The organism is Amycolatopsis sp. WAC 04169 (assembly GCF_003947535.1).
Taxonomy (GTDB): Bacteria; Actinomycetota; Actinomycetes; order Mycobacteriales; family Pseudonocardiaceae; genus Amycolatopsis; species Amycolatopsis keratiniphila.
The window spans coordinates 87,980-101,630 of record NZ_QHJI01000012.1 but is presented as its reverse complement, the minus strand read 5'-3'; the positions used below and the strand labels follow the sequence as shown (position 1 = coordinate 101,630).

The following is a 13,651-nucleotide window of genomic DNA, read 5'->3' as shown; positions in this document are numbered from 1 at the left end:
CGCCGACTTTAGGTCTGTACGCCTTGCTCAGACGGCTTCTCTGGGGGACGCTCGAAGGGTGACTGAGCAAACGATCCAACTCGAACTGGACGACTCGGGTCTCTCGCCGGCGTTGCCGGTGCCTTCGAACCCCCGTGATCAGGTGCAGGACGTCCCCTACCGCCCGGTGGGATTCCGGGACGACGACCTGCCCACGGCCCTCGAACGGTGCGCGACATGGCTACGCCAGGCTCAGGAGTGGCTCGGGGAACCGGTCGATGTGCTGGCCGTCCATCTCGACTATGACGACCGCAAGGGTTCGCCCTACTACGACGTGAAGCTTCTCTGCAACGAGGAGGACCTGGCCGGGGTCCCGATCGCGATGCGGAACCAGAAGGACGAAGACTAGGGCCGACGCAATGAACGGGCCGTTCCTTGCGAATTCTGCGAGGAACGGCCCGTTCATTGCACGGGCGAGCGTCAGCCCAGCGTGCCGCCGACCTTGACGTGCCCCTTGAGCAGGTTGCGCGCGATGGTCCGGCGCTGGATCTCGTCGGTGCCCTCGTAGATCCGCAGCAGCCGCAGTTCGCGGTACCACCGCTCGACCGGCAGTTCCCGCGTGTAGCCCATTCCGCCGTGGATCTGCAGGACACGGTCGACGATCTCGTTCGCCTTCACCCCGCCGTACAGCTTCGCCATCGACTGCGCGTGCCGCGAGTCCAGCTTCTGGTCGACCTGCCAGGCGGCGTGCAGCACCAGCCAGCGCAGCGCCTCCAGCTCGGTGCCGGAATCCGCGATCATCCACTGGATGGCCTGGCGCTCGGCGATCTTCTGCCCGAACGTCTCCCGCGTGTTGGCGTGCTCGATGGCCATCGAGATCAGCCGCTCGCAGGAGCCGATGGCACGCGCGGGAAGTAGGTAGCGGCCCGCGCCGATCCACTGCATGGCCAGGTCGAAGCCGTGGCCGAGCTCGCCGAGGATCTGCGTCTCCGGCACACGGACGTCCTCGAAGACCAGCGCCGCCGGGCCCCATTCGCCCATGGTGTCGATGTATTCGGACTTCCAGCCCGCGTCACGGTCGACGAGGAAGCAGGTGACGCCGCCGTTCGCGCCCTTCTCCGGGTCGGTGATCGCGAAGACCATCACGAAGTCGGCCTCGTTTCCGCCGGTGATGAAGGTCTTCTCGCCGTTGATGACCCAGTCGGTGCCGTCCTTGCGGGCGGAGGTCCGGATGGCCTTGGCGTCCGAGCCCGCGCCGGGTTCGGTGATCGCGAAGCACGACTTGCGTTCGCCCGAGATCGTCGGGAGCAGGTAGCGCTCCTTCTGCTCGTCGTTGGCGTAGTACAGGATGTTGTCCGCGGCGCCGCCGAAGCGGAACGGCACGAACGTGCGGCCGAGTTCGGCCTCCAGCAGCGCGGTCATCACCGCGGACAGGCTCATGCCGCCGTATTCCTCCGGCGTCTGCACACCCCAGAACCCGGACTCCTTGGCCTTCAGCTGCAGCTCGCGCAGCTCGTCGCCGGTCAGGCCGGGCTGGCCGGCGCGTTCGCGGCGCAGCACCTCCTGCTCACGCGGCATGAGGTCGCGTTGGACGAACGTGCGGACCCAGTCGCGCACTTCGCGTTCCTCGACGCTCAGAGAGAAATCCATGGTCAGCCCGCTCCTGTTCGACAGTGACTAAGCGCTCGCTTAGTTCAGCGTACCGCTTCGGTTGTCGTTAGCCGAGGAGTTGTCATAAGTTTTCGCAACCTGTCCCCATCTCGTCGAAGGGCACCCATGAGCACGGCAGCACCCGCGGCGAAGCGGGATCGCACCCATTACCTCTACATCGCCGTCATCGTGGCGGTGGGCCTCGGCATCGCGGTCGGCATCCTGCTGCCCGAGGTCGGCAAGGAGCTGAAACCGCTCGGGACCGGGTTCGTGAACCTGATCAAGATGATGATCTCGCCGATCATCTTCTGCACGATCGCGCTCGGCGTCGGCTCGGTGGCGAAGGCGGCGAAGGTCGGCCGCGTCGGCGGGCTCGCGATCGGCTACTTCCTGATCATGTCGACGGTCGCGCTGGTCATCGGCCTGGTCGTCGGCAACATCCTGCAGCCCGGCACCGGCCTGCACCTCACGCCCGAGATCGCCGAAAAGGGACAGGGCCAGATCGCCAAGAGCGAGGGCACCGTCGAGTTCCTGCTCGGGATCATCCCGAAGACGCTGGTCTCGGCGTTCACCGAGGGCGAGGTGCTGCAGACACTGCTGGTCGCCCTGCTCGCCGGGTTCGCGCTGCAGAAGCTGGGCACCAAGGGCGAGCCGATCCGCCGGGGCATCGAGCACATCCAGCGGCTCGTGTTCCGGATCCTCGCGATGATCATGTGGGCGGCCCCGGTCGGCGCGTTCGGCGCGATCGCCGCCGTCGTCGGCGAGACCGGCTGGAAGGCACTGCAGAGCCTCGCGGTGATCATGCTCGGCTTCTACATCACCTGCGCGTTGTTCGTGTTCGTGGTGCTCGGACTGATCATCGGCCTGCTCGCCAGGGTCAACATCTTCAAGCTGCTGAAATACCTCGGGCGCGAGTTCCTGCTGATCCTGTCGACGTCGTCGTCGGAGTCGGCCCTGCCGCGGCTGATCGCGAAGATGGAGCACGCCGGTGTCTCCAAACCGGTCGTCGGCATCACCGTGCCGACCGGGTACTCGTTCAACCTCGACGGCACCGCGATCTACCTGACGATGGCGTCCATCTTCATCGCGGACGCGCTCGACAAACCGCTGACCATCGGCGAGCAGATCTCGTTGCTGGTGTTCATGATCATCGCGTCGAAGGGTGCGGCCGGGGTCACCGGCGCGGGGCTCGCGACGCTGGCGGGCGGGCTGTCGTCGCACCGGCCGGAGCTGGTCGACGGCGTCGGGTTCATCGTCGGCATCGACCGGTTCATGTCCGAGGCCCGCGCGCTGACGAACTTCGCGGGCAACGCCGTCGCGACCGTGCTGATCGGCACCTGGACCAACGAGATCGACCGGGAGCAGCTGGACCGTACGCTGAACGGCGAGTCACCGTTCGACGAAGCGACCCTGCTCGACGAAAACGCGAGTGAGTCGACCGCGGAATCGGGTAAGAAGGAGACGTGATCGAATGCGCCGTCCGCTGGTCGGAGCCCCTGCCCGCTGAACCCCGGTTCCTGGCCCTGCTCGACGAGCCGGAGCAGGGCCGGTACGCGAACTACCGCCAGGACATCGACAAACGCCGGTTCCTGACCGGCCGGGTGCTGGCGAAGACCGTCGCCGCCGAGCGGCTTGGCCTGGCCGTCGAGGCCGTGAAGTTCGACGCGACCTGCGAAGACTGCGGAAAACCGCACGGGCGGCCCAAGGTCCCCGGCGCGCCGCTGATGCTGTCGATCTCGCATTCCGGCGACCTCATCGGCGTCGCGGCCACCGCGGGCACCCCGGTCGGCCTCGACGTCGAGACGGCCACCAGGCGGGCCGAGGACTCGCTCATGGAGTACGCGCTGACGCCCGCTGAGCTGGCCGCGATCTCCGGGCTCTCCGACGAGCAGCGCGCGACGGCGTTCTTCACCTACTGGACGCGCAAGGAAGCGGTCATGAAGGCCACTGGGAAGGGTCTCAAGATCCCGCTGCAGAGCATCACGTTCTCCGGCTACGACGAGCAGGCGCGGCTGGTCCGGTCGACCCACCAGGCCCTCGACCCGGACCGGACGCGGCTCGCGGACCTGAAGGCGACCGAGGGCTACCGGGCGGCCGTCGCGCTGATCACCTCGGACGACATCTCGGTCACCGAAGACTTCGCACCCCTCTGACCTCCCGCGTTTCGTCCTCTGAATGCGGTAGTTGCACGCGCAAGGACCGCATCCAGAGGACGAAACGCGTCAGAGGTGTACATGTCAGGCTCGCCGGACACAGGTCGTCACTCACGGCTGCTACGCAGCTATCGAGGGGAATGCCATGGTCAGTCAGATCGTCACGCTCGCCGGGGTCCTTATCGGCGCCCTGACCTCGTACTTCGCGACCACGATGACGGAGCGAGGCAAGCACCGCCGAGCACTCGCCACTCGGTGGGACGAAAGAAAGCTCGCCGCGTACATCGAATTCGCCACGACGGTCAAGGAAGCCGCGGACGCTGCCCGCACCGCCCGTGAAGCTCCGGAAAAATCAGATCTCCGTCGTGAAGCACTTGCCGAGATGGAGCAAGTGGAACGACGCCGCTCGACAGCCTTCGAAGCGCTAGTACTCCTAGCAGCCCCATCAGCCATCGAAGCCGCGAAAGCCGTCAATCAAGTCGTCTGGGAGATCGAGATCGCGGCCAGGGCGGGCAAGACCGACCCAACCCCTAGCAACTTCGTACCCTTGCTCAACGCCTACCACGAAGAGTCTAGGCGTGACCTCGGCGTTCCGGGCGGTTCGCTTCAGGTCGAAGGCGCGCCACCGAAGGCCACCTGACCTCCCGCGTTTCGTCCTCTGAATGCGGTAGTTGCACGCGCAAGGACCGCATTCAGAGGACGAAACGCGTCAGATCTCCAGGCCCATCGCGGCCAGCAGGGTGCGGAACTTCGCCGAGGTCTCGTCGAGTTCGGTCCGCGGGTCGGAGGCCGGCACGATGCCGCCGCCGGCGTACAGCCGCATGGCGGTGTCGGCGATCTCCGCACACCGGATCCCGACGGCCCATTCGCCGTCCCCCGCCGCGTCGACCCAGCCGACGGCGCCCGCGTAGTACGCGCGGTCGAACGGCTCCAGCTCCTTGACCAGCGAACGCGCGGCATCAGTCGGGGTGCCGCAGATCGCGGGCGTCGGATGCAGCGCGGCGGCGAGATCGAGCGCGGTGACGTGCTGGTCGATCAGCTCGCCGGTGACGGTGGTCGACAGATGCCAGATGGCCGGCGTCGAGACCAGCTCGGGCCCGCGGACGTCGAGCGTGCGGCAGAACGGCCGCAGGATCTCGACGACGGACTCCACCACCACGGCGTGCTCGACGTGGTCCTTTTCGGACGCCAGTAACGCCTCACCGTTCGCCTTGTCGATCGCCGGGTCGGCCGACCGGGGCATCGACCCGGCATGCGGCCGGGACACGACGGCACCGCCGGTGCGGGAAAGCAGGAGTTCGGGGGTCGCGCCGACGAGCGTGCGCCCGTCGGGCAGCTGCGCGGCGTACGTGGTGTGCCGGGGGTTCCCGTTCGCCAGGTTCCGGACGACTTCGGCGACCGGGACGGCCTCGTCGAAGTCAAGATCGAGGGCGCGGGCCAGGACGACTTTGCGCAGGTCACGGTCGCTCAGCGCCGCGACGGCCGCGCGGACGGCGGCCAGATGGGCCTCCGGTTCCGGCACGGGCGTGACCTTGACCGGCCGCGGAAGCGAGGTGCGCGGCGGAACGGCCGCGTGGTCGGACGACGCGCGGTGGACCGCGCGCGGGAGCACCAGATGCCCCGGTGTCGACGTGGTGTCACTGGTGTCGAAGGGCAGCACACCGACCGCGATCGAAGCACCCGAGTCGGTGAACAGCCCGGGGAGCGTCCCGGACAGCCGCGACGGCTCGGTGTCGGTCGCGGTGGCCACGGCCCCGCTCGCGAGGAGCGCGTGCCGTGCCGTGGCCAGGAGGAAGTCGCCCCGCTCGTAGCGGGCGGCCAGGTCTGCCGGGGTCGCCGGTGCGGTACTGGTCGTCACCCCACCAGCGTCCCAGGCTCCGGCTGAGACCAGGGGAAAGTGTTGCCCGGGCAACAGCCTCTCAGGCAACACCTTCCCCCGGACAGCCCGTGACCTGCGGAAGCGTTACTTCAGCGCCTCGAGAAGGGCCTCGCGCTGCCGCTCGCCCAGGCCGGCGGCACGCCGGTCCGGGTCGATCCCGGCCTGCTCCAGCAGGGCGGCGACCTTGACCGCGCCCAGGCCGGGCACGGCCTTCAGCAGCTGCGTGACCTTCGTCTTGCCGATGGTCTTGTTCTCCTTGGCCTGCTTGAGCACCTTGTCGATGCTCTCCTTGCCGGACTTGATCGACGCAAGCAGCTCGGAGCGCGCTTTGCGAGCCTCAGCCGCCTTGGCGAGGGCATCGGCGCGCTGCTCCGGAGTCAACGTGGGCAGAGCCAACGTAGTAGTCCTTTCATCTCAGGTCTCCGCTTTCGCGGCCGACGGCCTTTAACCATGCTTGCAAGAGCAAGCGCTGGCCAGCCGTCTCTGTACCACGGCTCCAGTAAACGCCACCCGTTCCTCGGCCGTGAAACCGACACGCACTTATTACCCCTCGACCACGCCACGGGCAACCCGCCCCAGCCTGCGGAAACACGCCGTTCGAGCGGCGATTCGCCTGTGTTCATCACCCTTATGAGCGATGCCATCACTTCGCACAGTCAGCCATTTTTCGTTTCATGGTAAGAAAAATACGAATTATTGATGATCTTGGCCCGAACCGGCGAACACCCGTTAGCGCGACACTGTGACCGAACGGTTGCCTGCGATGTTACTGACCGGTTCACCCCTCCCGGATTAGAGTCGGCGTAACCCCAGTTCACCGGAGAACGAGCACCACGGGAGTACGCGATGTTGAGCACGATGCAGGACGGGCAGCTGTCACTGGGCAGGCTGCTCCGCCACGGCACCACGGTGCACTCCGAGAGCGAAGTCATCACCTGGACCGGTTCAGAAGCCCGCCGCGAGACCTACGGGGAGCTCGGCAAACACGCCGCGAAGCTCGCGAACGCGCTCCGGAGCCTCGGCGTCACCGGCGACCAGCGCGTCGGCACCTTCATGTGGAACAACGCCGAGCACATGGCCGCGTACCTGGCCATCCCGGCGATGGGCGCGGTGCTGCACACGCTGAACATCCGGCTGTTCCCCGAGCAGCTCGTCTTCGTCGCCAACCACGCCGAGGACCAGGTCGTCATCGTCGACGGCACGCTCGTCCCGCTGCTGGCCAAGCAGCTGCCCGAGCTGAAGACCGTGCGTCACGTCATCGTGGCCAACGGCGACGCCTCCACCCTCCCCGCGCCGGACGGCGTCCAGGTGCACTCCTACGACGAACTGCTGTCCGGCCAGCCGGACACCTTCGAGTGGCCCGAGGTGGACGAGCGGTCGGCCGCCGCGATGTGTTACACGTCGGGCACCACGGGTGACCCGAAGGGCGTCGCGTACTCCCATCGGTCGATCTGGCTGCACTCGATGCAGGTGACGATGTCCGACAGCATGCGGCTGGCCCAGCACGACAAGGCCCTCGCGATCGTCCCGATGTTCCACGCGATGGCGTGGGGCATGCCGTACGCGGCCATGATGGTCGGCGCCTCGCTGCTCATGCCGGACCGTTTCCTCCAGCCCGCGCCGATCGCGCAGATGCTCGCCGCCGAGAAGCCGACCTTCGCCGGTGCCGTCCCGACGATCTGGCAGGGCCTGCTCTCCCATCTCGACGCGAACCCGCAGGACATCTCGCATCTGCGCGAGGTCGTCGTCGGCGGATCGGCGGCGCCGCCGTCGCTGATGCACGCCTTCGAAGACCGTTACGGCGTGCCGATCCTCCACGCGTGGGGCATGACCGAGACGTCGCCGCTGGGCAGCGTCGCGCGTCCGCCCGCCTCCGCGACCGGCGAGAAGGCGTGGGACTACCGCTACACCCAGGGCCGCTTCCCGGCGTCCGTCAGCGCCAGGCTGATCGGCGACAACGGCGAGGAACTGCCGTGGGACAACGAAAGCGTCGGCGAGCTCGAAGTGCAGGGCCCGTGGATCGCGGCGTCGTACTACGGCGGCAAGGCCGGTGACGAACCCGACCCGGAGAAGTTCCACGACGGCTGGCTGCGCACCGGCGACGTCGGCAAGATCAGCCCCGACGGCTACCTGACGCTGACCGACCGCGCGAAGGACGTCATCAAGTCCGGCGGCGAGTGGATCTCGTCGGTGGACCTGGAGAACCAGGTGATGGCGCATCCCGCGGTGGCCGAGGCGGCCGTGGTCGGCATCCCCGACGAGAAGTGGGACGAGCGCCCGCTGGTCGCCGTCGTGCTCAAGGAGGGCCAGAACGCCACGGCCGAGGACCTCCGCGACTTCCTGTCCGACAAGGTCGCGAAGTGGCAGCTTCCGGAGAATTGGACCTTTGTGGACGAAGTCCCGAAGACCAGTGTCGGCAAGTTCGACAAGAAGCGGCTGCGGGCGTTCCACTCCGAGGGCAAACTCGACGTCAGTCAGCTCTAACGGGTTAATCTCCCGCGCGCCTGCGCTTCAGTGAAGGCCATCTTGAGGGACTCTGGTCCCTGAAGATGGCCTTCACGGCGTTCGGCGAAGGGTTTTGTTGGTGCGCAAGACAAGCAGGCGGGCGTTCCTGGCACTGGCGGGGACGACGATGCTCTCCGCCTGCGGGTCCAACACCGTCCAAAGAGGAAGCCCGCCGCCCTCGACCGCCTACTCCGCCGGGGTGACCAGGCCGAAACCGAAACCGGTGGACCTCGCGCAGTGGTATCACCCGTATCCCGAGGCGGGGGTACAAGAAGCCGTCACGCGTTACGCGGCCGCGTACCAGAAGTCCAAGGTCGCGGTGCAGTGGAATCCCGACGACTACGAAACGAAACTGAACGCCGCGCTGCAGGCGGGCCCGGTGCCGGACATCTTCGAAGGACAGGTCACCGTCGAGCGGGTCCGGCAGAACCTGCTCGTCCCGCTCGACGACGTCATCGGGCCCGTGCGCGGGGACTTCAACCCCTCGGTGCTCGCGGCGCAGACCGTCGACGGAAAGCTTTACGGCATCCCTCAGGCGCTCGACACGCAGGTCCTCTTCTACCGCAAGAGTTTCCTGCAGGAGGCCGGGGTTCAGCCGCCGCAGACGCTCGACGAACTCGTCGACGCGGCGAAGAAGCTCTCCAAGGACGGCGTCAAAGGACTGTTCGCGGGCAACGACGCGGGCGCGGCGGCGCTCGCCGGGCCACTGCTGTGGTCGGCCGGGCTCGACCACATCAAAGATGGGAAATCCGTCGGCTTCGACGATCCGCGCACCGCCACGGCGTTCGCGAAACTCCACGAGCTCAACGGTTCGCTGCTGCTGGGCGCCGCGACGGACTGGCCGGATCCGCTCCCGTTCATCGACGGACTCACCGCCATGCAGTGGACCTGGCTGTGGAACCTGCCGAAGATCCAGGACACCTTGAAAGACGACTTCGGCATCCTGGCCTTCCCCCGGCTCGACGCGGCGGGCGCGCCGTCCGTCCCGGTCGGTGGGCTGAGCTCGATGGTGCACGCCAAGAGCCTGAACCCCAACGCCGCCAAGGATTTCGTCAAATGGCTGTGGCTGGAGCGGGTCGACTTCCAGCAGGAGTTCGCCACCAAGTTCGGTTTCCATCTGCCCGCCCGGCTGAGCGTGCTCGACAAGGTCACCGCCGCGGGCGACGCCGCGAAGCTGGTCAAGGAGAACGGCCGCGCCACCGGTCCACTGTGGACATCGGCGGCGAACACCGCGCTCGTCGACGCACTGGGCCGGATCGCCCGCGACGGCGCCGACCCGGCCACCGAGACCAAGGCCGCCGTCGAGGCCGTCAAAGCCGAACTGGGTCGCCTTTCCGCCTGAGTGACCGCACATAAGCGGTGATCAGCACGATCGACAGGATCACCGCGCCACCGTCGGTTACCAAGGACGGCAGTACACCCGGCCAGCCGTGTTCGGCGATCGCCGCACGGTGCACCTCGAACGGCACGACGTACACCCCGAATGCCTGGGCGACGTTGACCGCGAGCACCGGCCAGAAAAGCCGGCGCCACCCGAACCACACCAGCAGCCCCAAGGCGTTGCCGATGATGAAAATATTCCCCACCAGCCGCAACGCGCTCAGGTACGCGGGTGCGCCGGCGGTATCCGCGCCCTTGAGCCGCATGCTCGCCTCGATCAGGCCCAGATCGATGATCACGTAGTTCTGCAGCGTCGTGCCGAGCACGAAGACGATCGAACACAGCACCGTGACCAGGCGGATCTTCGGTGTCCAGAGCATCACTTCCCCCGTTCTCTATCAGTGATAGAGACAAATCTATCACTGATAGAGTCCGCGAGTGGCACGCAAAGGCTCGCTCGACCTCGCCAAGATCACCGAGGCGGCCGTCGAACTGCTCGACGACGCCGGCCTCCCGGAGCTGACGACCCGGCGGCTGGCGGCGAAACTCGGCGTCAGCTCACCGACGCTGTACTGGCATGTGAAGGACAAGGCGGAACTGCTGGACCTCGTCGCCGAAGCGATCTGCGCCGACGCCTTCGAGATCGATCGATCTCTGCCATGGCGCGATCAGCTCGCCAGCGGGCTCCGCCAGTTCCGCGGTTTGCTGCTGCGGCATCGGGACGCGGCCGCGCTGCTGCGCGAGCGGCCGCCGACCGGGCCGCACCGGCTGGGCCATATCGAGACGACCGCGCGGATCCTGCTGGAGGCGGGTTTCTCCGAAGAGGACACGGCGGGGATTTCGCGACTGCTCACGGCGCATGTACTGGCTTCGGTCGAAACGCTTCCCGCGCGGAAGCCGGACGAAGGGTTCCTCGCCCGGCTCGAGGCGTATCCGCATGTCGGCAGGCTGGGTCCGGCTTTCGCGGCGCAGAGCGGCGAAGAGCTGTTCGAGCTGGGTGTCGAGGTGATCCTCGACGGGCTCGCGGCCCGGCTGTAGCGGGTCGCGATTCGAGTTGACTCGCGTGATCAGGGACGGAACTCGCGTGATGGGGTGCCGCACTTGATGTTCCGCCTCTGATCACGCGAGTTCCGTCCTTGATCACGCGAGTTGCGGCTTCGATCACGCGAGTGCGGTGCCACGTCACCAACGTGCCCGAAGCACCAGCGTCGACCTCGGCCCTGCAAACGTCGTGAGTGGCGTTTCGGGTTAGAACGAAGGATGCCTTGAGTACCTACTGATTTGGCTGTGGCCGATCTTGGGTCGGGTCCGTGAAGGCCTCCTTGCCTACCCTGAAGGTAGTGAAGGAGGCCTTCACTACCTTCAGAGACCCAACCCGTGGACCGACGCCTCAAGGAAACTCGGCTCCAGTCGCCAGCCACAGGCGAAGGGACTTTTCTCGCGACGCAAGAGGGCGGTGTTCGACTCCTCCCCCAGGACGGCGACTGTGTGGATTTTGGGGCGTTAGATGACCCGAAATCCACACAGTCGTGCGCGACCGGTCCGGTCACGACAGACGCGCCTTACTCTAGGTAACGCTCACGACCGCCTGGACCGGCCCTAGTCGCCGGACACACCCCAGATCGCCAGCTCGACGGCGACGTCGTTCTCGTAGAGCAGCGCGCAGTTCGCGCTCCAGCGCGGCCGACGCTCGTACGGCAGCCGTCCCGCCTTGTCGAGTTCGTCGAAGTCGGCCACGGAAGGCTCCTCGGTGCCGAACGCGGCGACGAGTTCGGCGTCGGCCAGCGGCCGGATCGTGCCGAAGTCGTCCTCACCCGTGGCGCTGATGAACTCGTGGACGTCGAGCACGGAATGGGTCCCGGACTCCTGGACGCTTTCCACCTCGTACAGCTCGTCGATCGAGTCCGGGCGACCGAGTTCGTCCTCTTCCCAGAGGTAGTCGCCCTCTTCGAACACACGCGCCTTCATCGCGTCCAGCGCCGCTTCCGGGTCGCCGTCGAACCGGCCGCGGACGGACCAAGCCGAAGCACCCACCTGGCCACCTCCTCGCTCGTCGAGCGGCCAGCGTAACCAGCCCGCTTGGCTACTTGCGTATTCAGCCGAACGTGACAAATTTTCGCATTACCCTTTTCTGACGTTCACCCCACGGCTAACGTCGTCCGGCATCGTCCTTCCGCGACACCCACCCGCGACGACTGGGGGCACCGCCATGTCCGTCATCTCCAGGCGCACCTTCACCGCGGCGGGCGCCGCCGGCGTCGGCCTGCTGCTGTGCACACCGACCGCCAACGCGCTCGACCGCGCGCTGGCGCGCACCGCGTCCCGCGCGGTCCGCACCGCGGGCACCACCCTGGAAGCCGCGGCGGCCCCGCGGACCAGCGGTCCCGGCTACACGCGGCTGACCGCGGGCCCCGGCTGGCCGCTCGTGGTCCGCGGCGACCTCGCCGCGCCGAAGTCCGGCCGCGACGACCGGCGCCGCGCGATGGCGTCCTTCGCGCAGTTCACCGACCTGCACTTCACCGACGCCGAAAGCCCGGCGCGTTTCGAGTACCTGCACCCGTTCGTCGGCTCGGCGCACCGGCCGCAGGAGACCCTCGGCCCGGTCGCGACGACGGCGCTGGTCGAACGCGTGAACAGCCTGAAGACGGGCCCGTTCACCGGGCGGGCGATCGACTTCATGGTCACCACCGGCGACAACACCGACAACCACGAGCTGATCGAGCTCGAATGGTTCCTCAAGGTGCTCAACGGCGGCACGGTGAACCCGACCTCGGGCGACCCGAACGTGCACGAAGGTGTCCAGACGTCCGGGTCCTCGCACTACTGGAACCCTGGCAAGCCGCTCGACGACGCGTACACGAAGAAGGGCTTCCCGCAGCTGCCCGGCCTGCTCGGCGCGGCGTCGAACACCTTCACCTCGCCCGGTCTCGACGTCCCGTGGTTCTGCACCTTCGGCAACCACGACGACAGCATCGTCGGCACGGTGCCGGATCTGCCGGGGATGGACGCCTGGTACACCGGCCGCTTCAAGGTGATCGGCAAGGACGAGACGACGTCGCGGAAGCTCGCCAACGCGATCGGGTCCGGCTCCGGCGTGCCGATCACGGAGCTGTTCGGCGGCTCCGGCACGATCCGCGAGATCACCCCGGACGAGCGACGGTGGCCGTTCAGCACCGCGGAGTTCGTCCAGCACCACCTCGACTCCGCCAACACCGGCCCCGGCCCGGTGGGCCACGGGTTCAGCGGGAACAACGCCGACGGGCGGAATGTGTACTACACCTTCCGCATCGCGCCGGGGATCACCGGCATCAGCCTCGACACCACGACGATGGCCGGGCTGGCCGACGGGTCGATCGGGCTCGGGCAGTTCACCTGGGTGGAGAACACGCTCAAGCGCAACAGCTCGACGTACTACGACTTCTTCGGGCGCAAGGTCACGCAGAACGTGACCGACGAGCTGTTCATCCTGTTCAGCCACCACACCAGCGACACCATGGGCAACGTGCTGCCGGACGCGCGGCATCCGCTGGAGATCCGGCTCAACGGCGACACGTTCGTCTCGCTGCTGCACCGGTTCCCGAACGTGCTGGCGTGGGTCAACGGGCACACGCACCACAACAAGATCACCCCGCACGCCGGCAAGACCGCGAAACAGGGCTTTTGGGAGATCAACACCGCCTCGCACATCGACTTCCCGCAGCACGCGCGGATCATCGAGGTCGCCGACAACGCGGACGGCACGTTGTCGCTGTTCACAACCCTGATCGAGGCGGAAGCGCCGTACGAGGCTTCGTACTCCGACACCTCGACGCAAGCGCTTGCGTCGCTGTACCGGGAGTTCTCGTACAACGACATCCACGCCTCGCTGGGCGCGGTCGGGACGGCTCAGGACCAGAACACGGAGCTGCTGCTGCCCCACCCGCTCGCCTGATTCCCCCCGCGTTTCGTCCTCTGGATGCGGTAGTTGCACGCGCAAGGACAGCATTCAGAGGACGAAATGCGGCGACACGAGGGCGGGCTGGTCGCGAAAGTGACACAGACTCGGGCCGTCTTGCGGGCAACTGTTTACATACCTCGCGCGACCCGCGAAAATCCCTTCCCTACT

General features: G+C 67.1%; 13 protein-coding genes. 8 read left to right on the top strand and 5 right to left on the bottom strand.

Translation table 11 applies throughout. From position 1 onward, the window contains the following. Positions 1 to 58 precede the first annotated feature (58 nt). Positions 59 to 388 (top strand): hypothetical protein, encoded by a 330-nt coding sequence (locus DMC61_RS31945; RefSeq protein ID WP_016337451.1) that lies wholly within the window; start codon positions 59 to 61, stop codon positions 386 to 388. Between the two features lie 71 nt (positions 389 to 459). On the opposite strand, the gene DMC61_RS31940 is transcribed toward DMC61_RS31945, so the two are convergent. Beyond that, complete coding sequence (locus tag DMC61_RS31940; protein ID WP_125693888.1) at positions 460 to 1,629, bottom strand: acyl-CoA dehydrogenase family protein; 1,170 nt, start codon at positions 1,627 to 1,629, stop codon at positions 460 to 462. A gap of 126 nt (positions 1,630 to 1,755) precedes the next feature. On the opposite strand from DMC61_RS31940, the gene DMC61_RS31935 reads away from it, so the two are divergent. The 3 genes from DMC61_RS31935 to DMC61_RS31925 all read left to right on the top strand — a co-directional run bounded on the left by DMC61_RS31935 (position 1,756) and on the right by DMC61_RS31925 (position 4,422). Then, positions 1,756 to 3,096 (top strand): cation:dicarboxylate symporter family transporter, encoded by a 1,341-nt coding sequence (locus DMC61_RS31935; RefSeq protein ID WP_125693886.1) that lies wholly within the window; start codon positions 1,756 to 1,758, stop codon positions 3,094 to 3,096. Further along, entirely contained in the window at positions 3,093 to 3,782 is a 690-nt protein-coding gene (locus DMC61_RS31930; protein WP_125693884.1) for a 4'-phosphopantetheinyl transferase superfamily protein, read from the top strand. The genes DMC61_RS31935 and DMC61_RS31930 overlap by 4 nt, the downstream gene beginning before the upstream one ends. A gap of 145 nt (positions 3,783 to 3,927) precedes the next feature. After that, complete coding sequence (locus DMC61_RS31925) at positions 3,928 to 4,422, top strand: hypothetical protein (protein WP_125693882.1); 495 nt, start codon at positions 3,928 to 3,930, stop codon at positions 4,420 to 4,422. 69 nt (positions 4,423 to 4,491) lie between these two features. On the opposite strand, the gene DMC61_RS31920 is transcribed toward DMC61_RS31925, so the two are convergent. Then, positions 4,492 to 5,640, bottom strand: a complete 1,149-nt coding sequence (locus DMC61_RS31920; protein WP_125693880.1) for an isochorismate synthase — start codon at positions 5,638 to 5,640, stop codon at positions 4,492 to 4,494. Positions 5,641 to 5,745: 105 nt separating this feature from the next. Further along, positions 5,746 to 6,057 carry an integration host factor, actinobacterial type gene (gene mihF, locus DMC61_RS31915; protein ID WP_005155963.1) on the bottom strand — a complete coding sequence of 104 codons (312 nt, stop codon included), beginning with the start codon at positions 6,055 to 6,057 and terminating at the stop codon, positions 5,746 to 5,748. Between the two features lie 450 nt (positions 6,058 to 6,507). Here mihF and DMC61_RS31910 point away from each other — a divergent pair, with 450 nt between their 5' ends. Next, a complete protein-coding gene (locus tag DMC61_RS31910; RefSeq protein ID WP_125693878.1) occupies positions 6,508 to 8,145 on the top strand; it encodes a long-chain fatty acid--CoA ligase in 1,638 nt (545 codons plus the stop codon). 100 nt (positions 8,146 to 8,245) lie between these two features. Further along, the gene (locus DMC61_RS31905) at positions 8,246 to 9,508 is read left to right on the top strand and encodes an ABC transporter substrate-binding protein (protein ID WP_125693876.1); all 1,263 of its coding nucleotides are present in this window, start codon (positions 8,246 to 8,248) and stop codon (positions 9,506 to 9,508) included. Here DMC61_RS31905 and DMC61_RS31900 read toward each other — a convergent pair. Beyond that, positions 9,477 to 9,926, bottom strand: coding sequence for a hypothetical protein (locus DMC61_RS31900; protein ID WP_125693874.1), 450 nt, complete (start codon positions 9,924 to 9,926; stop codon positions 9,477 to 9,479). The genes DMC61_RS31905 and DMC61_RS31900 overlap by 32 nt on opposite strands. Before the next feature lie 58 nt (positions 9,927 to 9,984). Between DMC61_RS31900 and DMC61_RS31895 the strand changes: the two genes are divergently transcribed. Then, positions 9,985 to 10,584 (top strand): TetR/AcrR family transcriptional regulator C-terminal domain-containing protein, encoded by a 600-nt coding sequence (locus DMC61_RS31895; RefSeq protein WP_125693872.1) that lies wholly within the window; start codon positions 9,985 to 9,987, stop codon positions 10,582 to 10,584. A 561-nt stretch (positions 10,585 to 11,145) separates the two neighbouring features. On the opposite strand, the gene DMC61_RS31890 is transcribed toward DMC61_RS31895, so the two are convergent. Then, the gene (locus DMC61_RS31890) at positions 11,146 to 11,580 is read right to left on the bottom strand and encodes a hypothetical protein (protein WP_125693870.1); all 435 of its coding nucleotides are present in this window, start codon (positions 11,578 to 11,580) and stop codon (positions 11,146 to 11,148) included. Positions 11,581 to 11,755: 175 nt separating this feature from the next. Between DMC61_RS31890 and DMC61_RS31885 the strand changes: the two genes are divergently transcribed. After that, on the top strand, positions 11,756 to 13,477 hold the full coding sequence (locus DMC61_RS31885) for a TIGR03767 family metallophosphoesterase (protein ID WP_125693868.1): 1,722 nt from the start codon (positions 11,756 to 11,758) through the stop codon (positions 13,475 to 13,477). Positions 13,478 to 13,651: the final 174 nt, after the last annotated feature.

Excerpts from the sequence above, each read along its gene's own strand:
- DMC61_RS31935 (WP_125693886.1), top strand. The coding sequence starts at position 1,756 with ATGAGCACGGCAGCACCCGCGGCGAAGCGGGATCGCACCCATTACCTC.
- DMC61_RS31940 (WP_125693888.1), bottom strand. The coding sequence starts at position 1,629 with ATGGATTTCTCTCTGAGCGTCGAGGAACGCGAAGTGCGCGACTGGGTC.
- DMC61_RS31910 (WP_125693878.1), top strand. The coding sequence starts at position 6,508 with ATGTTGAGCACGATGCAGGACGGGCAGCTGTCACTGGGCAGGCTGCTC.
- DMC61_RS31925 (WP_125693882.1), top strand. The coding sequence starts at position 3,928 with ATGGTCAGTCAGATCGTCACGCTCGCCGGGGTCCTTATCGGCGCCCTG.
- DMC61_RS31885 (WP_125693868.1), top strand. The coding sequence starts at position 11,756 with ATGTCCGTCATCTCCAGGCGCACCTTCACCGCGGCGGGCGCCGCCGGC.
- DMC61_RS31900 (WP_125693874.1), bottom strand. The coding sequence starts at position 9,926 with ATGCTCTGGACACCGAAGATCCGCCTGGTCACGGTGCTGTGTTCGATC.